Annotated in this window: 19 protein-coding genes; 12 read left to right on the plus strand and 7 right to left on the minus strand. The window is 70.4% G+C overall.

Features of this window, described 5'->3' with window-relative positions:
* Nucleotides 1-20: 20 nt before the first annotated feature.
* Nucleotides 21-1,817 (minus strand): glycoside hydrolase family 15 protein, encoded by a 1,797-nt coding sequence (locus FVQ89_RS08115; RefSeq protein WP_147901313.1) that lies wholly within the window; start codon nt 1,815-1,817, stop codon nt 21-23.
* A 71-nt stretch (nt 1,818-1,888) separates the two neighbouring features.
* On the opposite strand from FVQ89_RS08115, the gene FVQ89_RS08120 reads away from it, so the two are divergent.
* Both FVQ89_RS08120 and FVQ89_RS08125 read left to right on the plus strand, forming a co-directional pair.
* Nucleotides 1,889-3,277 carry a glucose-6-phosphate dehydrogenase gene (locus FVQ89_RS08120; RefSeq protein ID WP_147901314.1) on the plus strand — a complete coding sequence of 463 codons (1,389 nt, stop codon included), beginning with the start codon at nt 1,889-1,891 and terminating at the stop codon, nt 3,275-3,277.
* Nucleotides 3,274-4,044, plus strand: coding sequence for a fructosamine kinase family protein (locus FVQ89_RS08125; protein ID WP_147901315.1), 771 nt, complete (start codon nt 3,274-3,276; stop codon nt 4,042-4,044). Before FVQ89_RS08120 ends, FVQ89_RS08125 begins: the two co-directional genes overlap by 4 nt.
* On the opposite strand, the gene FVQ89_RS08130 is transcribed toward FVQ89_RS08125, so the two are convergent.
* Nucleotides 4,034-4,621: a DedA family protein gene (locus FVQ89_RS08130; RefSeq protein ID WP_147901316.1), complete on the minus strand. Its 588-nt coding sequence runs from the start codon at nt 4,619-4,621 to the stop codon at nt 4,034-4,036. The two genes, FVQ89_RS08125 and FVQ89_RS08130, sit on opposite strands and share 11 nt — an antisense overlap.
* 163 nt (nt 4,622-4,784) lie before the next feature.
* On the opposite strand from FVQ89_RS08130, the gene FVQ89_RS08135 reads away from it, so the two are divergent.
* The 3 genes from FVQ89_RS08135 to FVQ89_RS08145 all read left to right on the plus strand — a co-directional run bounded on the left by FVQ89_RS08135 (nt 4,785) and on the right by FVQ89_RS08145 (nt 10,533).
* The gene (locus FVQ89_RS08135) at nt 4,785-6,773 is read left to right on the plus strand and encodes a glycosyltransferase (RefSeq protein WP_147901317.1); all 1,989 of its coding nucleotides are present in this window, start codon (nt 4,785-4,787) and stop codon (nt 6,771-6,773) included.
* A gap of 288 nt (nt 6,774-7,061) precedes the next feature.
* Complete coding sequence (locus FVQ89_RS08140) at nt 7,062-9,356, plus strand: polyribonucleotide nucleotidyltransferase (RefSeq protein WP_147901318.1); 2,295 nt, start codon at nt 7,062-7,064, stop codon at nt 9,354-9,356.
* Nucleotides 9,357-9,522: 166 nt separating this feature from the next.
* Complete coding sequence (locus tag FVQ89_RS08145) at nt 9,523-10,533, plus strand: aldo/keto reductase (protein WP_147901319.1); 1,011 nt, start codon at nt 9,523-9,525, stop codon at nt 10,531-10,533.
* Nucleotides 10,534-10,563: 30 nt separating this feature from the next.
* On the opposite strand, the gene FVQ89_RS08150 is transcribed toward FVQ89_RS08145, so the two are convergent.
* A complete protein-coding gene (locus FVQ89_RS08150; RefSeq protein ID WP_255513482.1) occupies nt 10,564-11,169 on the minus strand; it encodes a TetR/AcrR family transcriptional regulator in 606 nt (201 codons plus the stop codon).
* A 290-nt stretch (nt 11,170-11,459) separates the two neighbouring features.
* Between FVQ89_RS08150 and FVQ89_RS08155 the strand changes: the two genes are divergently transcribed.
* Entirely contained in the window at nt 11,460-12,815 is a 1,356-nt protein-coding gene (locus FVQ89_RS08155) for a pitrilysin family protein (RefSeq protein ID WP_147901320.1), read from the plus strand.
* Between the two features lie 11 nt (nt 12,816-12,826).
* Entirely contained in the window at nt 12,827-13,429 is a 603-nt protein-coding gene (locus tag FVQ89_RS08160; RefSeq protein ID WP_147901321.1) for a histidine phosphatase family protein, read from the plus strand.
* Nucleotides 13,430-13,444: 15 nt separating this feature from the next.
* On the opposite strand, the gene FVQ89_RS08165 is transcribed toward FVQ89_RS08160, so the two are convergent.
* Nucleotides 13,445-13,918 (minus strand): GNAT family N-acetyltransferase, encoded by a 474-nt coding sequence (locus tag FVQ89_RS08165; protein WP_147901322.1) that lies wholly within the window; start codon nt 13,916-13,918, stop codon nt 13,445-13,447.
* 27 nt (nt 13,919-13,945) lie between these two features.
* On the opposite strand from FVQ89_RS08165, the gene dapB reads away from it, so the two are divergent.
* On the plus strand, nt 13,946-14,680 hold the full coding sequence (gene dapB, locus FVQ89_RS08170; RefSeq protein WP_147901323.1) for a 4-hydroxy-tetrahydrodipicolinate reductase: 735 nt from the start codon (nt 13,946-13,948) through the stop codon (nt 14,678-14,680).
* Nucleotides 14,677-15,120, plus strand: a complete 444-nt coding sequence (locus FVQ89_RS08175) for a hypothetical protein (RefSeq protein WP_255513483.1) — start codon at nt 14,677-14,679, stop codon at nt 15,118-15,120. The genes dapB and FVQ89_RS08175 overlap by 4 nt, the downstream gene beginning before the upstream one ends.
* Nucleotides 15,121-15,151: 31 nt before the next feature.
* Here FVQ89_RS08175 and FVQ89_RS08180 read toward each other — a convergent pair whose 3' ends face one another.
* Nucleotides 15,152-15,577: an OsmC family protein gene (locus FVQ89_RS08180; protein WP_147901324.1), complete on the minus strand. Its 426-nt coding sequence runs from the start codon at nt 15,575-15,577 to the stop codon at nt 15,152-15,154.
* Between the two features lie 140 nt (nt 15,578-15,717).
* Here FVQ89_RS08180 and thyX point away from each other — a divergent pair, with 140 nt between their 5' ends.
* Entirely contained in the window at nt 15,718-16,461 is a 744-nt protein-coding gene (gene thyX, locus FVQ89_RS08185) for an FAD-dependent thymidylate synthase (protein ID WP_147901325.1), read from the plus strand.
* A 14-nt stretch (nt 16,462-16,475) separates the two neighbouring features.
* Here thyX and cls read toward each other — a convergent pair whose 3' ends face one another.
* Complete coding sequence (cls, locus tag FVQ89_RS08190) at nt 16,476-17,933, minus strand: cardiolipin synthase (RefSeq protein ID WP_147901326.1); 1,458 nt, start codon at nt 17,931-17,933, stop codon at nt 16,476-16,478.
* Nucleotides 17,930-18,991 carry an AI-2E family transporter gene (locus FVQ89_RS08195; protein WP_147901327.1) on the minus strand — a complete coding sequence of 354 codons (1,062 nt, stop codon included), beginning with the start codon at nt 18,989-18,991 and terminating at the stop codon, nt 17,930-17,932. Before FVQ89_RS08195 ends, cls begins: the two co-directional genes overlap by 4 nt.
* 88 nt (nt 18,992-19,079) lie before the next feature.
* Between FVQ89_RS08195 and dapA the strand changes: the two genes are divergently transcribed.
* Both dapA and FVQ89_RS08205 read left to right on the plus strand, forming a co-directional pair.
* The gene (dapA, locus tag FVQ89_RS08200) at nt 19,080-20,057 is read left to right on the plus strand and encodes a 4-hydroxy-tetrahydrodipicolinate synthase (RefSeq protein WP_147901328.1); all 978 of its coding nucleotides are present in this window, start codon (nt 19,080-19,082) and stop codon (nt 20,055-20,057) included.
* Between the two features lie 12 nt (nt 20,058-20,069).
* Nucleotides 20,070-21,746, plus strand: a complete 1,677-nt coding sequence (locus tag FVQ89_RS08205) for a ribonuclease J (protein WP_147901329.1) — start codon at nt 20,070-20,072, stop codon at nt 21,744-21,746.
* Nucleotides 21,747-21,819 lie beyond the last annotated feature (73 nt).

Consider the following 21,819-nt stretch of genomic DNA (forward strand, 5'->3'; position numbering starts at 1 on the left):
GGCGCCTCTCCCGGCCGCTCTCAGCTGCCGGGGGAGGCCGCCGCCAGCGCGTCGGCCGCGCGGACGAGCGCCAGGTGAGACAGCGCCTGCGGCGTGTTCCCCGCGTGCCGCTCCCGGGCGGTGTCGTATTCCTCCGACAGCAGCCCCACATCGTTGGCGAGACCGCACGCTCGATCCATGAGCGCGTGCGCGTCCTCGAGGCGTCCCGTCGCGGCGTATTGCTCGACGAGCCAGAACGAGCACGCGATGAACGGATGCTCGTCGCCCGGCAGGCCGTCGACGCCCGAGCTCGTCCGATAGCGGTGCACGAGGCCATCGCGCATGAGGGTCTCCTCGATGCGCGCGACGGTGGCGAGCATCCGCGGATCGTCCGGTTCGCAGAATCCGATCGTCGTCAGCACGAGCAGCGAGGCGTCGACCTCGTCGTCGTCGTAGCTCTGCCGGAAGTGACCGGCGTCGGCGACGCCGTGCGCGTCGATCTCGGCCCGCATCCGCTCGCGGAATCCTTCCCAGCGCTCCGCCGGTCCGTCCATGCCGTGCTCGCGCACGGCCCGCACGCCGCGGTCGAACGCGGCCCAGATCATCGCGCGGGAGTGGGTGAACATCCGCGGCTCGCCCCGGATCTCCCAGATGCCGTGGTCAGGTTGGTCGAGACGCTCGACCACCTGGTCCAGCAGCGCCCGCTGCAACGGCCAGGAGAACTCCGACTCGGCGAGACCCGATTCGCGGGCGAAGTCGAGGGCGACCAGCACTTCGCCGATCACATCCGCCTGGTACTGGCTCGCCGCGTCGTTGCCGATCCGCACGGGGGAGGCGCCGTCGTACCCCGGCAGCGAGGTGATCTCGCGCTCCCACAGGTCGCGTTCGCCCGCGATGCCGTACATGATCTGCATCTGCGCGGGGTCGCCCGCGATGGCACGCAACAGCCATGTGCGCCAGTGCTCGGCGATGCCGAGGAACCCGTGGGCGATGAACGCTTCGAGGGTGAGCGCCGCGTCGCGCAGCCACACGTAGCGGTAGTCCCAGTTGCGCACCCCGCCGAACGCCTCCGGCAGCGAGGTCGTCGCGGCGGCGACGATTCCGCCCGTGTCACGGTGCGACAGCGCGCGCAGCACGAGGAGCGAGCGGATGACCTCGCGGTGGTGGGGAGTCGGGGCGTCGATGCGGTCGGACCAGCGGCGCCACCAGCGCGAGGTATGCGCGATCGCCTCATCGATGTCGAGCGCCTCGGGCGTGGGCTCCGAGGAGCGGTGCCACGTGAGCACGAGATCGGCCGTGTCGCCCTCATCGACCCGCAAGGTGCCGACGTGCACATGGTCGGACGCCTCGAGACGGGCTCCCCGGAGGATCACGGCGTCGGGCCCGGCGATCGCGACGAGCTCGTGGGTCTGCCCCTCGCGGCGCTGGCGTACCCAGGGCACAGCCCGTGCGTAGTCGAATCGCAGGCGAAGGCTCTGCGCGAACTCGACCGACCCCTCGACGCCCCGCACTCGTCGCACGAGGTCGGTGCGGCCGACCGTTCGCGACTCGTCGTCGTCGATGACGAGCAGCTCATGCACCTCGGCGACGCCCGCGGCCGTCTCCCATCGCGTGACGAGCGTGAACGTCCCGTCGTCGTAATGCCGGGTCGCGCGCGCGTCCGGATCGCTCGGGCGCAGCTCCCAGCTGCCGTGGTCGCCGTCGCCGAGCAGGGCGCCGAACACCGACGGTGAGTCGAATCGGGGGAGGCAGAGCCAGTCGATCGATCCGTCGCGCGAGACGAGCGCGGCCGTGCGCGCGTCGCTGAGCAGGGCGTAGTCCTCGATCGGTGCCGCCATCCGTCGATTGTGTCAGTCCCGGCTGAGAGCGGCTCAGGCTCGCGCTGGAGACCGGGAGTAGGGTCGCGAAGATGAACGAGCGGACCACCCTCGTGATCATCGGGGCATCAGGCGATCTCACCTCTCGACTTCTGCTGCCGGCACTCGGTCAGCTGCTGCTCGACGACCCCCACAGGCGGGTGCGGCTCGTCGGGGCCGGATCCTCGGGTCTCGACGACGAGCACTGGCGCACGAGGGTGCACCAGGCATTCGCGACGGCGGGCGCCGAGGCGGCCCTCGAGCGGGTCGACTTCGGCGACTACGTCACCGCCGATGCGACGACGGCGGAGGGGATGCGACAGATCGTGGGCGCGGCCGGCTCCGGTCGCCTCGTGCTCTACTTCGCCGTTCCGCCTGCGGTCGCCGCGTCCGCGTGTGCCGCGATCGAGAGCTCCGACCTGCCGGACGACACCGTGCTCGCGCTCGAGAAGCCGTTCGGCACCGACGAGGGGAGCGCCGAGCACCTCAACGCGGTGCTCCACGAGCTCCTCCCCGAGGAGAGCGTCTTCCGGGTGGATCACTTCCTGGGGCGCTCGACCGTGCTCAACGTGATCGGCGTGCGCACCGCGAACCGCCTGTTCGAGCCGGTGTGGTCGGCATCGGATGTCGAATCGGTCGCGATCCGCTTCGACGAGTCGCTCGGTCTCGAAGGGCGTGCCGGTTACTACGACCACGCCGGGGCGATGGTCGACATGATCCAGAGCCACCTGCTGCAGGTGCTCGCGATCGTGGCGATGGAGCCCCCCGCGAGCCTCGACGAGGCCGATCTCCGCGACGCCACCTCCGCCGTCTTGCGCGCGACCCGCGTGCGCGATGGCGACCCGGTGGCCAACTCGCATCGCGCCCGGTACACCGCGGGCGATGTGGATGGCCGCACGCTTCCCTCGTACGTGGACGAGGAGGGCGTCGACCCCGCACGGCAGACGGAGACGCTCGCCGAGATCACGTTCGAGGTGCAGACCGCGCGCTGGGCGGGCGTGCCGTTCACCCTCCGCTCGGGCAAGGCCCTCGGCGACGCGGCGATGGAGGTGGTGCTCCGACTGCGCCCCGTTCGGCACCTGCCGGGAGGGTTCACGGGAGAGGCACCCGGATCGGTGCTGAGGTTCTCGCTCGGCCCCGACCGGCTCTCGATCGGAATCAACGTCAACGGCGGTGATGACCCGTTTGCGCTCCATCGCGCGACCCTCGATGCAGATCTGGGGCTCGGCACCCAGCGCGCCTACGCCGAGGTGATCGCCTCGATCCTCGACCATGAGCCGGCGCTCTCGGTGCGTGGGGACGCGGCCGAGCAGTGCTGGCGCATCGTCGAGCCTGTGCGTCAGGCGTGGGCCGCGGGGAAGGTGCCGCTCGACGAGTACGCTGTAGGCTCCTCGGGTCCGTCGAGCTGGCGCGACGGGGCGTCGACGGAGAAGACGGCGTGACCGATGTCGTGAAGCACCGCGCCGACGCGCCGCCGGGCTTCTTCGAGGCGGAGGCCGCCGGGCTCGGATGGCTCGCCGCGGCCGAGGTGCAGGGCGGTGTCCGTGCGGCGCGCGTGATCGAGGTCGAGTCGGGGCGCATCGTGATCGAGCGGATCCGCGAGACCGGGCCGAATCGCGACGCAGCGCGGGCGTTCGGCCGCGCCCTCGCCGCAACCCACGGCGCGGGTGCCCGCGGATGGGGCGCCCCGCCCGACGGGTGGGACGGCCCGCTGTACATCGGCCGGCGCGAGCTCCCGATGGGGTCCACGACCGCGAGCTGGGGCGAGTTCTACGCCCGCGATCGCGTGTTGCCGTATGTGCAGCCGGCGCTCGCGGCGGGCTTCCTGCGCGACGCGGATGCCGACCTCGTCCGACAGGCGTGCGAGCGGATCGCCGGGGGCGACTTCGACGACGACGATGCGCCCGCGCGACTCCACGGCGATCTGTGGAACGGCAACGTGCTGTGGGGGATCGGGGGAGTGGTGGTGATCGATCCCGCAGCGCACGGCGGACACCGCGAGACCGATCTGGCGATGCTGGCGCTGTTCGGTTGCCCGTATCTCGACGAGGTCGTCTTCGGATACGACGAGGCGCATCCGCTCGACGACGGCTGGCGGGAGCGCGTTCCTCTTCATCAGCTGCATCCGCTCGCGGTGCACGCGGCGGGTCACGGCCCGCACTACGGCGACGCGCTCGCCGATGCCGCCCGCGCCGTGCTCAATCTCTGACGCGCGCCACGCGTCGCAAGGCGAGGTCGACGCTCGCCCCGACGAGCACGGCGATCGGCACCGACACGACGATCGCGATCCACGGCGTCGCGAGCACGGCCCCGAAGAGCGCTCCGATCGCCACGTTGTAGGAGGCCCACGCGGTTCCTGCCAGGGCCGAGAGCGGCAGGAACCTCCGCCACGGGATCCGTGCGGCCCCCACCGAGAGGTTGACTGCGATCCGCGCGAACGGGATGTAGCGCGCGGTGAGCACGAGCGTCGCGGTGCGGCGGTCGACGAGCGCCCGGGCGCGCGCGATCCCGGATGCGATGCGTCCCCGGCGTTGCCAGGCCCATCGGTCGGTGCCGACCGCGCGTCCGATCCCGACGCACGCGGCGTCACCCACGACGGCCCCGACGGCCGCGATCGGGATCACGAGCCACGGTGACGGGCTGCCGCTCGATGCGGCGAGCGCCCCCGCTGCCACCACGAGCGTCTCGCTCGGCAGCACCACGAGGAATGCGTCGCCGACGACGAGCGCAAACAGCGCGAGCAGGAGCCAGGGCGACGCGGCGACCGCCTCGAGCCACGCGTCCATCCGTCTCTTATACGCCGCGGGGGTGAACGCGCGGCGTCGTTCGGGCGACCGGATGACGTCGCGGCGAGCCGTCGGTGTCCGCCTCGCGACGTGCAGATGAATCCTCGTCGACAAGGGTGCGTGGAACCGGCGCGAAGGCGGTTCGACGCCCGATCCTGGGCCCGTGAGAGTCGCGCTGATCGCCGAGTCCTTCCTCCCGCACATGAACGGGGTCACCCACTCCCTGCTCCAGGTGATCCGGCATCTCGAACGCGCCGGACACGAGACGCTCGTGATCGCGCCGCGCTCCGGCCGAGAGCGTCCCGACGTGGACGCGGATCTGGCGCTGCTGCGCTCGGTGCCGTTCCCGGGGTACCCGCAGGTGCGCATCGTCGTCGGCAGCACCTCCCGGCTCGTCACCCTGCTGCGCGACTTCGCGCCCGACGTCGTTCATCTCGCCTCGCCGTTCGTGCTGGGTTGGCAGGCGCTTCAGGCCGCCCGCCGCCTCGGCATCCCCACGGTCGCGATCTACCAGACCGACATCCCCGGCTACGCGCGCCGCTATGGCATCCCGGGCGCCGAGGCGGAGCTCGGGCGCCATGTGGCGCGGCTGCACTCGCGGGCGACGCTGACCCTCGCCCCCTCGACGGCCGCGTGCGACGACCTCGCGGTGCTCGGGGTTCCCCGGGTGCGCCGGTGGGCACGGGGCGTCGACGCCGAGCGGTTCGACCCGGCGCGACGCAGCGCGCGACGTCGCGCGGAGCTCGCGCCCGGCGGAGAGGTGCTCGTCGGATACGTGGGGCGTCTCGCGCCCGAGAAGCAGGTGGAGGACCTCGCGGCACTCACCGGCATCCCGGGCACCCGCCTCGTGGTGATCGGCGAGGGCCCGGAGCGCGAACGGCTCGAGCGCATGCTCCCGGGTGCCGCCTTCCTCGGCTTCCTCTCGGGCGACGAGCTCGCGGTCGCCGTGGCGAGCCTCGACGTCCTGGTCCACCCGGGCGAGTCCGAGACCTTCTGCCAGACGGTGCAGGAGGGTCTCGCGAGCGGCGTACCGGTCGTCGCGACGGGACGCGGAGGGCCGCGCGACCTCGTGTCCAGCGGGCGGAACGGATGGCTCTACCGTCCCGGCGACCTGGCCGACCTGCGGTCTCGGGTACAGGACCTCACGGGCGACGCGGCGAAGCGCCGCGCGTTCTCCACGGCCGCACGGGAGTCGGTGATGGGGCGCAGCTGGGCGGCGCTCGGCGACGAGCTGCTCGGGCACTACCGCGCGGCGATCGCTGCGGGCGCATCCGCGTCCGAGCCGTCTGTAACTGCCGTCGATCGGATGGCTCCCGCCGCTCCCGCCGAGCCTCTCGCCCGTCGCGTGGTGCGCTTCGCCGCCCTCGGCGACTCTCTCACCGAGGGGCTGTGCGACACGTCCCGGCAGGCGCCGGGGGAGTACCGCGGATGGACGGATCGCCTCGCCCTGCTGCTCGCCCACTCCGAGGGTCGCACCGAGCCGCTGCGCTACGGCAACCTCGCCGTGCGCAGCCGTCGCGTGGCGGATGTCTGCGACGTGCAGCTGCCGCGAGCGCTCGAGCTCGGCGCGGATCTCGTCACCGTCCTCATCGGCGCGAATGACCTCGTCCGCATCGGCGCCCCGACCACGAGACTCGCCCAGCAGCTCGCGGACGGCGTGGAGCGGCTGCGCGAGGCGGGAACCGAGGTGCTCGTCGTGGCGCCGTTCGCCCCGCCGCGCGGCTACCTGCGCGCTCTGCACGACCGCACGCTCGTCTTCTCGCGCGAACTGCGCCGTCGCTCGCGTGAGAGTGGAGCGCTCTTCATCGACCCGGGGAACGAGCTCGACCTCGCCGATCCGCGGATGTGGGCGGGCGACCGCGTGCACCTCAGCTCCCGCGGGCATCGCGCCCTCTCATATCTCGCCGCGGAGGCCCTCGGTCTCGTCGGTGCGGCCCAGCTGGCCCAGCTCGACGCGGCGATGCACGACGAGGAGCCGGGCGCCGACGACGAGCCGCTGTCGCACGCGCGCTGGCTGTGGACCCACGTGCGGCCGTGGGCGGCGCGTCGCATCCGCGGTCGCACGGCAGGCGATGGGCGGGTCGCCAAGCACGACGAACTCGTGCCGATTCTTCCCGCGACGAGCACGCGCACGCGCATCGTCGAGCGCTGAGCCGCGCCGCGCCGCGGCCCGCCTCCCTCGCTCCGCTGAGGGGCTGCTGATACCATGTGAACCGGTCGCCGACCCGGCGGCCTCCGATGCGCGCAAGCGCACCGGAACGAACCGGAGCAGGCCGGCACGAAGCTGGTCACCGGTGGTGGTCCTCCGAACCAGGGTCGGAGTCCTTCTACTGTTGACCAGAGCCAGGCGGCCGGCGCGCGCCTAGCGTGCGCCCCGTCCTTCCTGCCCGCTCCTGCTCCGCCCCGCCGCGATCCGCGGCAGCTAAGGAGTGGTGACCTCGTGGAAGGTCCCGAGATCAAGTTCGCCGAAGCCGTTCTCGACAACGGCAAGTACGGCACCCGTACCATCCGGTTCGAGACCGGCCGTCTCGCTCAGCAGGCACAGGGGGCCGTCGCGGCCTACCTCGACGAGGACACCATGCTCCTCTCCGCCACGAGCGTCTCGAAGAACCCCCGTGAGGGCTTCGACTTCTTCCCCCTGACCGTCGACGTCGAGGAGCGCTCGTACGCCGCGGGCAAGATCCCCGGCTCGTTCTTCCGTCGTGAGGGCCGTCCCTCGACCGAGGCGATCCTCGTCTGCCGTCTCATCGACCGGCCGCTGCGCCCGTCGTTCGCCGACGGCATCCGCAACGAGGTGCAGGTCGTCATCACGGTGCTCTCCATCGCGCCGGACGAGTTCTACGACGCCCTCGCGATCAACGCGGCGAGCGCCTCCACCCAGATCTCGGGTCTCCCGTTCTCGGGCCCGATCGCCGGTGTGCGCCTCGCGCTCATCCCGAACCCGGGTGAGGCCGGCGGCCAGTGGGTCGCGTTCCCGAAGCACTCGCAGCTCGCCGACGCGGTCTTCGACCTCGTGGTCGCGGGTCGCGTGGTCACGAACGCTGACGGTTCCGAAGACGTCGCGATCATGATGGTCGAGGCCGAGGCCACGGAGCACAGCTGGGAGCTCATCCAGGGCGGCGCCGTGAAGCCGAACGAGGCGATCGTCGCCGAGGGGCTCGAGGCGGCGAAGCCGTTCATCTCGCAGCTCGTGAAGGCTCAGGAGAAGCTCGCGGCGCAGTCCGCGAAGGAGATCAAGGACTACCCGATCTTCCTCGACTACAGCCCCGAGGTCTTCGACGCGGTCTCCGGTCTCGCGACCGACGAGCTGCGCGGCATCTACCAGATCGCCGACAAGATCGAGCGCCAGAACGCCGACGACGCCCTCAAGGACCGCGTGAAGCTCGCCATCGGCGAGAAGATCGCCGCGGGCGAGCTTCCGGCGGAGGCCGCCGGCATGGTGTCGGCCGCCTACAAGTCGGTGACCAAGAAGATCGTGCGCGGTCGCATCCTCACGGAGGGCGTGCGCATCGACGGCCGTGGCCTCACCGACATCCGCGCCCTCGACGCGGAGGTCCAGGTGATCCCGCGCGTGCATGGCTCGGCCATCTTCCAGCGCGGCGAGACGCAGATCCTCGGCGTCACGACGCTCAACATGCTGAAGATGGAGCAGCAGATCGACTCGCTGTCGCCCGTCACCAAGAAGCGCTACCTGCACCACTACAACTTCCCGCCCTACTCGACCGGTGAGACCGGCCGCGTGGGTTCGCCGAAGCGTCGCGAGATCGGGCACGGCTTCCTCGCCGAGCGCGCCCTCGTGCCGGTGCTGCCGAGCCGCGAGGAGTTCCCGTACGCGATCCGTCAGGTCTCCGAGGCCCTCGGCTCGAACGGCTCCACCTCGATGGGCTCCGTCTGCGCATCGACCCTGTCGCTGCTGAACGCGGGTGTGCCGCTCAAGGCGCCCGTCGCGGGCATCGCGATGGGCCTCGTGTCCGACACCGTGAACGGCGAGACCCGCTATGCGGCGCTCACCGACATCCTCGGTGCCGAAGATGCGCTCGGCGACATGGACTTCAAGGTCGCCGGCACCTCCGAGTTCGTGACCGCGATTCAGCTCGACACCAAGCTCGACGGCATCCCCTCGGATGTCCTCGCGGGCGCGCTGTCGCAGGCGAAGGACGCCCGCACGGCGATCCTGGCGGTCATCAACCAGGCGATCGACGGACCGGACGAGATGGCCCCGACCGCGCCGCGCGTGATCTCGGTCAACATCCCGGTCGACAAGATCGGCGAGCTGATCGGCCCCAAGGGCAAGACGATCAACGCGATCCAGGACGAGACCGGCGCCGACATCTCGATCGAGGAGGACGGCACCGTCTACATCGGCGCGGTCGACGGCCCCTCGGCCGAGGCGGCTCGCGCGCAGGTGCTCGCGATCGGCAACCCGGTCAACCCGGAGGTCGGCGAGCGCTTCCTCGGAACGGTCGTGAAGATCGCCACGTTCGGCGCCTTCGTGTCGCTGCTCCCCGGTAAGGACGGCCTCCTGCACATCAGCGAGGTGCGCAAGCTCGCCGGTGGCAAGCGCGTCGAGAACGTCGAGGACGTCCTCTCGGTGGGCCAGAAGATCATGGTCGAGATCACCAAGATGGACGACCGCGGCAAGCTGTCGCTCGCCCCGGTGGTCGAGGAGGAGTCGGCCGACACCGACGGCTCCGCCGCTCACAGCGAGGGTCCCGAGGCTCCCGCCGAGGGCTGATCCCACATTCGACGGATGCCCGTCCCGCCATGCGCGGGGCGGGCATCCGTGCGTTCGGTGCACGTCGGGATCACGAATAGGTGACGATTCGCCGCGAGAGTCCTCACCTTGCGGCCCATTCGCCGTCTGGGGCGTTAATGTCGCTCCCACCCGGGGAGGTGCTGCTATGGAGACACGGATCGTTCCGCCGTCGTCCGCAGCCGTGCCCGTTGCCCCGACGACTCTCGAGACGGCGACGATCGTCGGCCGCGCCGCGCCGGCGCGGCGCGAGATCACGGGGACGGGCTTCCAGGTCTTTCCGCTCGCGATGAGCGGCAAACGCTTCGGCTCGACGGTCTCAGAGACCGGCGCGGGCGAGATCCTCGACGCCTACACCGCTCTCGGCGGCAACATGGTCGACACCGCCGATTCGTACTCCGATGGCCGTAGCGAGCAGATCATCGGCGAGTGGATGCATCGTCGCGGCAACCGCGACCACATGGTGGTCGCCACCAAGGTCGGCAAGTCCGCGGCTCATCCCGGGCTGTCGGCGTCGGCGATCGCCTCTGCCGTCGATGACTCGCTGCGGCGCCTGCGCACCGACCGCATCGATCTGCTCTACCTGCACATCGACGACGAGTCCGTTCCGTTCGAGGAGACGCTGCTCGCGGTCGACGACCTGATCCGCTCGGGCAAGGTGCGCACCTTCGGTATGTCGGATCACACGGGCACCCGGCTGCTCGCCGCCCGCATCGCGTGTGCGCTGCTCGGCGTCGCCCCGATGACGGCCCTGCAGAACGAGTACAGCCTCATGAAGCGCGACTTCGAACGCGACCTCGCGCGCGTCGCGGGGCAGCAGGGGCTCGCGGTCATGCCGCGGTTCCCGCTCGCCGGCGGATTCCTCACGGGCGCGTATCGCACCCGGGCATCGATCGCCGAGAGCTCGGCCGCCGAATACATCGCCCCGCATGTGGGGCGCCGTGGTCGTCGCGTACTGCAGGCCCTCGATCGGGTAGCGGCCGCTCAGCACGTCGCGCAGGCGACGGTCGCGCTCGCGTGGCTGCTGTCGCGGCCCGGGGTCGTCGCGCCGGTCGTGTCGGTGAGTTCCGCGGACCAGCTCTTCGATCTCATGGCCGCGCCGGAGTTGCGATTCGCCCGTCATCAGCTGGCCGAGCTGGAGCGCACGAGCGCGAGCTGAGCCGCGCGGCGTCCGCCGGGCCCGTCAGGATCAGGCGGGCTGCGCGACGCTACCCGTCACGATGCGGTCGTAGGCCCGCATGAGCGCCGCGTTCGCGGCGATCGGGTCGCTCGTATAGCCGCCCGCCATCGCGCCGTCCTGGGCGAGGACGAGGTCGTCCGCCGCGTCGCCCGCGAGCGGGTGGCCCATGCGGCGCAGCAGCGTCTCGAGGAGGCCGTGGAGCCATTCGCGGTGCGCGGTGACCGCCCGGCGCACCGGGTGGGTCGCCTCGGTGAACTCGGTCGCGGCGTTGAGGAAGGGGCAGCCGCGGAATCCGGGTGCGGTCACCATCCGTGCGTGTACCTCGGCGATCCCGCGCAGCAGGACCGACGGGTCGTCGGTCGACTGCGCGATCGCGTCGATCTGCTCGGCGACCTGCAGGTGGCGGTACGCGACGTACTCCGCGATCAGTCGGTCCTTGGATCCGTAGTGCTTGTAGAAGGTCGCCTTCGTCACGCGCGACTGCGCGATGAGCCGGTCGATCCCGACAGCGCGGATGCCCTCGTCGTAGAAGAGCTGGTTCGCAGTGTCGAGGATGCGCTGCTTGGCGGGGGCGAGTGTGTGCCTCTTCGGGGGATTGACGAGGTCGATCGGCACCGGGGGCTCCTCAGGTCATCGTGGGTATGGGGGCTGGCGTGCTGCGACCGCCTCGGGGGGCAGGCGGTCGCAGCGCGGTGCGAGTTCGGGTCTCGCGGTTCAGCCGCCGCGCTTGGCGGCCCGGGGAGGGCGCCCCGGCTGGGAATAGCCGACCGGTTCGGGTCCGTTCGCGTTCCGCTGGATCACGGTAACACGATGAGGACAGACAGACTTGTCTGTTTGTCCTCCATTTGTCGCCCCAGTCCGGGGGGGCTCTGGCGCCGAGGGGGATGACGTAGGCTCGTGGCGACATGAACGGCGCGGTGCAGCTCCCCCTCGACCTTCCCGATCTTCGGATCGAGGCCTCCGGCGGATCCCTCGTCCGGCGCACGGTTCTGCCGAGCGGCGTGCGCATCCTCACGGAGCAGGTTCCCGGCTCGCAGAGCGCCACCGTTGGCTTCTGGGTGGCGGTCGGATCTCGCGACGAAGAGCCCGTCACCTACGGTTCCACGCACTTCCTCGAGCATCTGCTGTTCAAGGGGACCTCCGCCCGCTCCGCGCTCGACATCGCGGTCTCCTTCGACGAGGTCGGTGGCGAGCACAACGCGCTGACCGCGAAGGAGCACACCTGCTACTACGCGAAGGTCCGCGACCGCGATCTCGACATGGCGGTGCGCGTTCTCGCGGATATGTTCGCGAGTTCCCTGCTCGACCCGGAGGACTTCGAGAGCGAGCGGGGCGTGATCCTCGAAGAGTTGGCGATGGCCGACGACGACCCGGCGGATGTCGCGGGGGAGCGGCTGTTCGAGGCTGTGTTCGGCGATCATCCGCTCGGGCGCCCGATCGGGGGCAGTCCCGCATCGATCGGCGCGGTGACGCGTGACGCCGTCTGGCAGCACTACCGCGCCAATTACGGGCCGCGCGATCTCGTGATCACGGTCGCCGGGTCGGTCGAGCACGACGCGCTCGTCGCCGTGGCGACTGATGCGCTCCGTGCGGCCGGCTGGAATCTCAACGAGCCTGCGGCCCCTGTCGCGCGCCGCGATCCGTCGGTCGATCTCATCGAGCGCGGCGCCGCGCGTGCGGTCGTCGAGCGGCCGCTCGAACAGGTGAACCTCTACCTCGGCGTCGCGGGTCTTGCGGCGGCCGACGGCCGGCGCCCCGCGCTCACGGTGCTCAACTCCGTCCTCGGGGGCGGAATGAGCTCGCGCCTCTTCCAGGAGGTGCGCGAGCGTCGCGGGCTCGCGTACTCCGTGTACTCGTTCGCGTCGAGCTACTCGGACGCGGGGGTCATGGGTCTCTACGCGGGCTGCTCGCCCCGGCGAGCGGCGGATGTCGCCGAGTTGATGCTTGCGGAGTTCCGCCGCGTGGCCGAGTCGGGAATCGAGGACCACGAGCTGTTCCGTGCACGCGGTCAGCTCGCGGGCGCGTCCGCCTTGGCGCTCGAGGACTCCGACACCCGGATGAACCGTCTGGGCCGCAGCGAGCTGACCCTCGGCGAGTTCGCCGACCTCGACGAGACGCTGCGCCGCATCGACGGCGTCACCGCGGATGCGGTGCGCGAGCTCGCCGCCGAGCTGAGCGCGCGGCCGCTGTCGGTCGCAGCTGTCGGACCGATCACCGATGCAGATTTCGCGGGGCTCGAGGGCGAGCCGGCCGCGGCCTGAGGAGCAGACGTATGTCTCGATACCTGTACCTGGTCCGCCACGGCGAGCAGCAGGACGCCGAATACGGCCTCCCGGACGGCCCCCTGTCGTCCCGTGGCGTCCGGCAGGCGAAGGCGATCGCGGAGCGGCTGGGCGGCGTGCCGTTCACGGGAGCGTGGACCTCTCCGCTGCAGCGTGCCCAGGAGACCGCCCGCATCATGACCGAGCGCATGCCCGCCATCGAGCCCGAGCCCTCGGCGCTGCTCATGGACTGCATCCCCTCCGGCCCGACGCCCGACCTGCCCCACGCGTGGGAGCCGTTCTTCGGCTCGGTGACGCCGGAAGAGATCGAGGCGGGCGAGGCTCAGATGGCGGATGCGGTGGCCGATTGGCTCGCGCCGACCCGCGAAGATCGCCACGACCTGCTCATCACCCACAACTTCGTGATCGGGTGGTTCGTGCGCGAGGTCTTCGGCGCCGCCAGCTGGCGATGGCTCGGCGTCAACCAGGCGAACTGCGGGCTCACGATCATCCGGGTGCGTTCGGCGAAGCCTGCCGTGCTGGTGACCCATAACGATCTGGGTCACCTGCCGCCCGAGCTGCGCACGGGCCTCGCGGTCGAGCAGCCGTACTGAGTCGGGCATGGCCTGCTACTCGGCCGTGAGCACCTTGCAGAACCAGAGGGTCGCGTTCGGGTTCTCGTTGTAGGGGGCGATCTCTGTGTACCCCGAACGGCGGTAGAGAGCGCCTGCGACCGTGAGGCTCGCGTTCGTGTCGAGCACCACCTCCGTCGCCCCGAACTCGATCGCGCGCTGCTCGAGCTCGGCCAGCAGCAGGCGTCCCCAGCCGCGGCCGCGTGCGGCGTCGCGCAGGTACAGGTGCTTCACTTCCGCGCGACGGGGGTCGAGCATGCGGATGCCGCCACATCCGACCGGATCCTCGTGCTCGTCGAGGACCACCAGGAACAGCCCTGCCGGCGGCACGAAGTTCGCCGGGTCGGGAAGCACCGTGCGGTAGCCGCCCGCCGTCGGGTCGAAGCCGAGCGTGCGCTCGGTGAAGTACTCGCTGAGCAGCTCGTGTGCGTCGTCGTCGGCGACGTTCGAGGAACGGAAGACGGGGTCCACGCGCCCAGCCTAGGTAGGGTGGACGGCATGGCGTTTTCGGTCGCCGTCGTGGGCGCGACGGGAAGGATGGGCACCCTCGCAACCCGTCTCATCGAGGCAAGCGACGACTTCGAGGTCCATGCGCGGCTCGGGTCGTCCGACGCGATCGAGGGCATCGACGGCGCCGACCTGGTGATCGACCTCACGCTGCCCGCCGTCTCGCCGGAGGTCGTCGAAGCAGCGGTGTCACGAGGTATTCCGGTGCTCGTCGGAACCTCCGGGTGGACCTCCGAGCGCCTCGCACGCGTGCGGTCGCGCCTCGGCGACGATCCGCAGACGGGCGTGATCGTCGTGCCGAACTTCTCGCTCGGCTCGGTGATCGGTACTCGGCTCGCGACGATCGCCGCGAAGTGGTTCGACTCGATCGAGATCATCGAAGCCCACCACGCCGGCAAGTCGGACTCGCCGTCCGGTACCGCCATCCGCACCGCGGAGCTCATCGCGGCCGCCCGCGACGATCGCGGACCGGTCGAGGCCCCTCACGCCGACCAGCGCGCACGTGGCCAGCAGGTCGCGAGCGTGCCCGTGCACAGCCTCCGGATGGATGGCGTGCTCGCCGAGCAGCAGGTGATCTTCGGCGGCGAGGGCGAGACGCTCCGGATCACGCACCAGACCGTCTCCGACAGCTCCTACGAGGCGGGGATCCTGCTCGCTCTCCGCGCGTTGCCGTCCGCGCGGGGTCTCGTCGTGGGGCTCGACGCCCTGCTCGGGCTCGACTCGTGACCGCTCGGGCGGGCGCGATCGCGATGGCGGTCGTGCTCGGCCTCTACCTCGTCTTCGCGGTCTACTACGCCGTCGTCCTGTTCTCGACCGGTGTGCCCGTGGCCATCGGCATCGGTGTGGCGCTCCTCGTGCTCCCGCTCATCGGAGGCGCGTTCATCGCAGCCGAGATCGTCTTCGGCATCCGCGCCGAGCGCCTCGCGCGAACCCTCGAGGCCGAGGGCGGGCTCCCCGATGAGGAGCTGCCCGCCCGCGTGAGCGGGCGCGTGGATCGCGGAGCTGCGGATGCCGCGTTCCCGGCGTTCCGGGCGGCGGTGGACGCCGCGCCGGACGACTGGAGAGGGTGGTTCCGGTTGGCCCTCGCCTACGACGCGGCGGGCGACCGTCGACGTGCCCGGTGGGCGACGCGCGAGGCGATCGCGCGGGAGCGCCAGGCCCGCTGAGCCCGCCCCGGAGAACTCCGCCGCGCTGCGCTCAGGCCAGGCTCGCCTCGAGGGTGATCGGGATTCCGGCCAGCGCCTTCGACACGGGGCAATTCTGCTTCGCGTCTTCCGCGAGCCGCTCGAAGTCCGCCTCCGAGATGCCCGGCACCTTGGCGCTCACGAGCAGGTGACTTCCCGTGATGCCCTCACCCGGCTGGAAGGTCACGGCGGCCGTGACCTGCAGGCTCTCGGGTGCGTGCCCGGCCTGCGCGAGCGCGTGCGAGAACGCCATCGAGTAGCAGGCGGAGTGCGCCGCGCCCAGCAGCTCTTCGGGGTTCGTCTTCCCCAGCTCGCCCTCGGACCGCGCGGTCCAGTTGACGGGGAACTCTGCGGCATCCGAGGAATCGAGGGAGGTCGTCCCGGATCCGCTCATCAGGTCGCCGAACCAGAGGGTGGTCGCTTCGCTCGTGACTGCCATGGGGGTCTCCATCCGCTCGCGGGGCGGCAGCGCCCCGTTCGTCCCACTCTAGGTCGCAGGGAGCCGGCGCGGCAGGGTCGCGGACGCACGGCGGCGCGCCGCAGGACCGCGCGTCGGGCGCTGCCGATATCGTGATCCCGATGCCTGCTACGACGCCCGATCAGACGCCCCTTTTCCGTTCCGACATGACGGTCGAGCTCGTCCGATCGAGCGCGCACGACTCCGACGTCCTGTTCGCCGCGCGCGTGTCGACGCAGGGCGAGAAGACGCTCGACGCGGCCTCGGCGGGCACCGAGGCATCCGATCGCGACCGTGGCCTCATCAACTACCTGATGCGCGACCGGCACGGCTCGCCCTTCGAGCACAACTCGATGACGTTTTACGTGCAGGCGCCGATCTTCGTGTTCCGCGAGTTCATGCGGCACCGCATCGCCTCCTACAACGAGGAGTCGGGGCGCTACCGCGAGCTGCGTCCGGTGTTCTACGTGCCGGGTCCCGAGCGTCGGCTCGTGCAGGTGGGCAAGCCCGGCGCCTATGAGTTCGTGGAGGGCACCCCGGAGCAGACCGACATCGCCGCGTCGGAGTCACGTGCCGCGGCGGAGTTCGCGTACGCGGCGTATCAGCGGATGCTCGACGCCGGCATCGCGCGTGAGGTGGCCCGCGGCGTGCTCCCCGTCTCGACCTACTCGTCGATGTACGTGACGATGAACGCACGCTCGCTCATGAACTTCCTCTCGCTGCGCACGAAGCACGAGGGCTCGCATTTCCCCTCGTTCCCGCAGCGCGAGATCGAGATGGTGGCCGAGAAGATGGAGGACTTCTGGGCCGAGCTCATGCCGCTCACGTATGCGGCCTTCCAGGCGAACGGGCGCGTCGCGCCTTAGTCGTCGCGTCGCGGCTACTGCAGCGACGAAGTGAGCCGCGCGAGCGCGTCGCCCACCCGGGCGCGCATCGGGCGACCACGCCACTCGTCGAGCGTCAGCTCGCGCGAGGCCGCCCGGTAGGAGTCCTCCACCTCGCGTAGCGCGTCCACGAATCCGCGCCCGTGCACGAGCAGCGAGACCTCCATGTTGAGGCTGAACGAGCGGATGTCCATGTTGCTCGATCCGATGACGGCTACATCGTCGTCGATCGAGAAATGCTTGGCATGCAGCACCGTGGGTGCGCGGTAGAGGTGGATGCGCACGCCCGCCGCGAGAAGCGCCTCATAGTAGGAGCGCTGCGCGTGGTGCACGAGCGCCTGGTCGCCGATCTCGGAGACGAAGAGCTCCACCGCGACGCCGCGTGACGCTGCCGTGACGATCGCCAGCTGGGTGGACTCGTCGGGCACGAAGTAGGGGCTCGTGATCGACACCCGGCGTCTCGCGTTCTGCAGCAGGTAGACGAAGAGCTTGAGGTTGTTGTCGTTCTCGAAGCTCGGCCCGCTCGGCACCACCTGTGCATCGAGGAGCTCGGATGCGGCGGGCGACGGCACCTCGACGGGTGTCTCGTCGAGCGGGAGCAGCTCATCGGTCTCGCTGTACCAATCGGTTGCGAACACCGCGTCGAGCTCGCGCACCACGGGACCCTCGAGCCGCACCATGAGCTCCTTCCAGTGCAGCCCGCGACGGATGTTCGAGGGCTTCAGGTAGCTCTCGTCGATGAGGTTGAGCGAACCCGTCCACCCGACTCGGCCATCGATGGTGAGGAGTTTGCGGTGATTGCGCAGGTCGGCGCGTTGCCACTGGCCGCGGAAGGGTCGGAGGGGCAGCATCGCGCGCCACTCGGCACCGGCGTCGGCGAGCGCCGCCTGGGTCGCGCGGCGATGCGGGTACAGGAACCCGGAGAGATGGTCGCTCAGCACGCGCACCGACACCCCGCGGGCGGAGGCGCGCCCGAGCGCCTCGACGAAGGGTCGTGTCGTGTCGTCGAGCACAAGGATGTAGAACTCGACGTTCACCGCGCGCTCGGCGGCATCGATGTCCGCGATCATGCGGCGGAAGGTCTCGGCGTAGTCGCCCTCGAGCGCCGCCGTCGTGCCGCCGACCATCGGCAGCGCCCCGAGCTCGCGATTGAGCGCAGCGGCGGAGGAGAGAGCTTCCGGCCACTCGTCGCGGTGGCCCGTCTCCCAGACGCCGGGAGTGCGCTCGAGCATCGCTCGGTTGACCTCCTGCTGCTTCTCGCGCCGCGCCCGCGGCAGGCGCCCGGCCCCGACGAGCAGGAACCACGCGATCCCGAGGAGCGGGACGAATGCGATCGCCAGGATCCACGCGATCGCCGCCGACGGCGCGCGCCGGGCCGAGATCCACACCGCCGCGACGAGCACGATCGCGGCGTGGAGGGCGACGACGAGGAGGGCGACCGTCTCCCCGCTCACCGCGCGTCCTGCGCGGGCATCACGACTTTCTTCACGATGAGCAGAAGCGAGGCCGAGACGGGGCAGGCGACGAGAGCGCCGAGCAGACCGAGGAGGGTGCCGCCGATGAGCGCCCCGATCAGCACGAGGGACCCGGGGATCTGGATGGCGTTGCCCACGATCCGGGGCGTCAGCACGTACGCCTCGATCTGCATGTAGACGAGCAGCGCGATGAGCGTCACGAGGCCCGCCGTCGGAGAGGTGAAAAGCGCGACGGTGGTCGCGATGATGGCCGAGATCACGGATCCGACGAGCGGGATGAAGGTGATCGGCAGTGCGAGCGCGGCCACGAGCGCGGCGTATCGGACGCCCGCGAGCGTCAGCACGATGAACGTGAAGGTCGCGTTCATGAGCGCGAGGATGATCATGCCGTTGAGGTACTTGCCGACCGAGGTGATGATCTGGTCGGCGATGGGGCGGAAACCGGGGCGTCGGCTGCCGGGAACGAGCCGCACCAGCGCCTCCTTCATCGGCTCGTGGCCCACGACGAAGTAGATCGTCAGCGCCACCACGAAGATCACCGAGAACACCCCGTTGATCACCCCGATCCCGATCCGCAGCGCACCGCCGCCCACGGTGAGCCAGGTGTTGGGGTCGGCCACCGCATCCTGCAGCAACCCGACGAACCCGGTGAGCACCCCTCCCAGGGACTCGTTGAGCGAGATGAACCAGTCCTGCTCCTCGATGTTGTCGAGGCCCTGTGGCAGGTAGATGATGAGCTTCCCGAGCTCGTCCACGACGACGGGCACGACGATCCAGATGAGCAGCCCGACGAGCAGCAGGAAGCCCACCAGTACGACGAGCAGGGCGATGACCTTCGACATACCGAATCCCTCGAGCCGCCGAACGACCGGGGTCAGGCCGAGCGACACGAACAGCGCGAGGAAGATGAGCGTCAGCGCTTGGGCGAGCGAGACGACGGCGAATCCGAGGGCGAGGGCGAGGAGCACGCCGGTGGCGGCGACGAATCCGAACCGGAAAGGGCCGGCCTGTAGCAGACGGGGAGTGGTGGGTTCCATGGTGCGACCTTTCGGATGCTGCTGCTCACCCTAGGGCGGCGGCTCTTCCGTGTGAAGGCGCGGTGCGCCACCCGCTAGCCTGGAGGGCGTGTCGACGCCAGAGAACCCCTTCGGACAGGTGCTCGTCGCGCTCGTGACTCCGTTCACGACCGACGGCGAGGTGGACTGGACCGACGTCGAGAAGCACGTGGATCACGTCGTCACGCACGGGGCCGACGGTGTCGTCGTCACCGGCACGACGGGCGAGACCTCGACCCTCACGGATGCCGAGAAGGTGCGTCTCGTGGAGGTCGCGAAGGATGTGGCCGCCGGCCGCGCCAAGATCATCACCGGGGGCGGGTCGAACGAGACCGCCCACGCGATCGAGCTCTACCGCAAGAGCGAGAAGGCGGGCGCGGACGGCATCATGGTCGTCACCCCGTACTACAACAAGCCCACGCAGGCGGGCATCCTCACGCACTTCCGCATGGTCGCCGACGCCACCGACCTGCCCGTGCTGCTCTACGACATCCCCGGGCGCACCGGCGTGCAGATCCGCTACGAGACGATCCTGCGTGCCGCGAAACATCCCAACATCCGCGCCGTGAAGGACGCGAAGGGCGATCTCTCCGAGGTGAGCCGCGTGCTCAACCAGACGGACCTCATGTACTTCGCGGGCGACGACGCGAACGCGCTGCCGACCCTCGCGATCGGGGGCACGGGCCTCGTGGGCGTCACGGCGAACATCGCGCCCGCCCCGTACCGAACGATGGTCGACGCGGTGAACGCGAACGACCTCGCCACCGCGACGGAGGCGCACCGGGCGCTCGAGCCCCTCGTGCGCGCCACCATGACCCACGTGCCCGGCACCGTCGCCACCAAGTACATCCTTCACGGCCTGGGCCGCATCTCGAGCCCGCGCGTGCGTCTTCCGCTCGTCGGCCCCGAGGAGTCCGAGGCCGCTCTCATCGAGGATGAGATCGCGCTCGTCAAGCAGATCGACGGCGTCGACTTCCGCAACTTCCGACCGGACAGGAACGCCGCCGCGGGCGGTGCGCTCCCGAAGGTCGCCGGCACCACCCGCTAAAAGGAGGCCGCATTGGCCATCGACGTGTACGACCCGGTCGAGCTCGCTCCGGGAACCCTCCGACTCCTCCCGCTCGGGGGCGTCGGCGAGGTCGGCCGCAACATGATGGTCTACGAGTTCGGCGGTCGCCTGCTCGTCGTCGACGCGGGTGTGCTGTTCCCGGAGGAGCACCACCCGGGCGTCGACCTGATCCTTCCCGACTTCGCGCCGATCCGGGATCGTCTCGACGACATCGAGGCGGTCGTACTGACCCACGGCCACGAGGATCACATCGGCGCCGTGCCGTACCTGCTGAAGCTCCGCGACGACATCCCGATCTACGGATCGCGCCTGACGCTCGCGCTCGTCGAGGCGAAGCTCAAGGAGCACCGGATCACACCGCTCCCGCACGTCGTCGCCGAGGGCCAGCGCATCACGCTCGGACCGTTCGATCTCGAGTTCGTGGCCGTGAACCACTCGATCCCCGATGCGCTCGCAGTCGCGATCCGCACCGAGGCGGGACTCGTGCTGCACACGGGCGACTTCAAGATGGACCAGCTTCCGCTCGACGGACGCATCACCGACCTGCGTGCGTTCGCGCGGCTCGGCGAGGAGGGCGTCGACCTCTTCGTCCCCGATTCGACCAACGCGGATGTCCCGGGGTTCACCCCGCTCGAGCGCGACATCGGCCCCATCATCGAGTCCGTGATCGCGAAGTCGCCGCAGCGCGTCATCGTCGCGAGCTTCTCGAGCCACGTGCACCGCGTGCAGCAGGTGCTCGACGCGGCGGTCGCGAACGGCCGCGTCGTCGCACTCGTCGGGCGCTCGATGGTGCGCAACATGGGCATCGCGGCCGACCTCGGTTACCTCCGGGTGCCGGAGGGCGTTCTCGTCGACCTGAAGACCGCGCTCGAGCTGCCCGACGACCGCGTCGTGTTCATGAGCACTGGATCGCAGGGCGAGCCGATGGCGGTGCTCGCGCGCATGGCGAACAACGACCACCGCATCGAGGTCGGGCACGGCGACACCGTGATCCTCGCGTCGAGCCTCATTCCCGGCAACGAGAACGCCGTGTACCGCGTGATCAACGGTCTCACGAAGCTCGGCGCGAACGTCGTTCACAAGGGCTCGGCGCGCGTGCACGTCTCCGGGCACGCGGCCGCGGGCGAGCTGCTCTACTGCTACAACATCGTGAAGCCGAGCAATGTCTTCCCGGTTCACGGCGAGTACCGGCACCTGACGGCCTCGGCCGACCTCGCGGTCGAGACGGGCGTGCCGCGCGAGCGCACGATCGTCGCCGAGAACGGCATCATCATCGACCTCGCCGACGGCGTTGCCCGCGTCGCGGGGCATCTCGACGTCGGATACGTGTACGTCGACGGCTCGACCGTGGGCGAGATCACGGATGCCGATCTGAAGGACCGCCGGATCCTCGCCGAGGAGGGGTTCATCTCGATCTTCGTGGCGGTTGACCGCCAGACCGGCAAGGCGATCGTGGGCCCGGAGATCCAGGCGCGCGGCTTCGCGGAGGACGACTCCGTGTTCGACAGCGTGCGCCCCCAGATCGTCGCGGCGCTTCTCGAGGCCTCGAACAACGGGGTGACCGACCAGCACGGCTACAGCCAGGCCGTTCGGCGCACCGTGGGGCGCTGGGTGAACACCCAGCACCGTCGCCGCCCGATGATCATCCCGGTCGTCATCGAGGCCTGATCGCGCGGCCCGCGCCGCACGGGATCCGCGGGCACGCCGCAGGTCTTCCGCGGCGAGGTCCGAGGGGCCCGTT

Origin of the sequence: Homoserinibacter sp. GY 40078, assembly GCF_008017545.1 — a bacterium.
Taxonomy (GTDB): Bacteria; Actinomycetota; Actinomycetes; order Actinomycetales; family Microbacteriaceae; genus Homoserinibacter.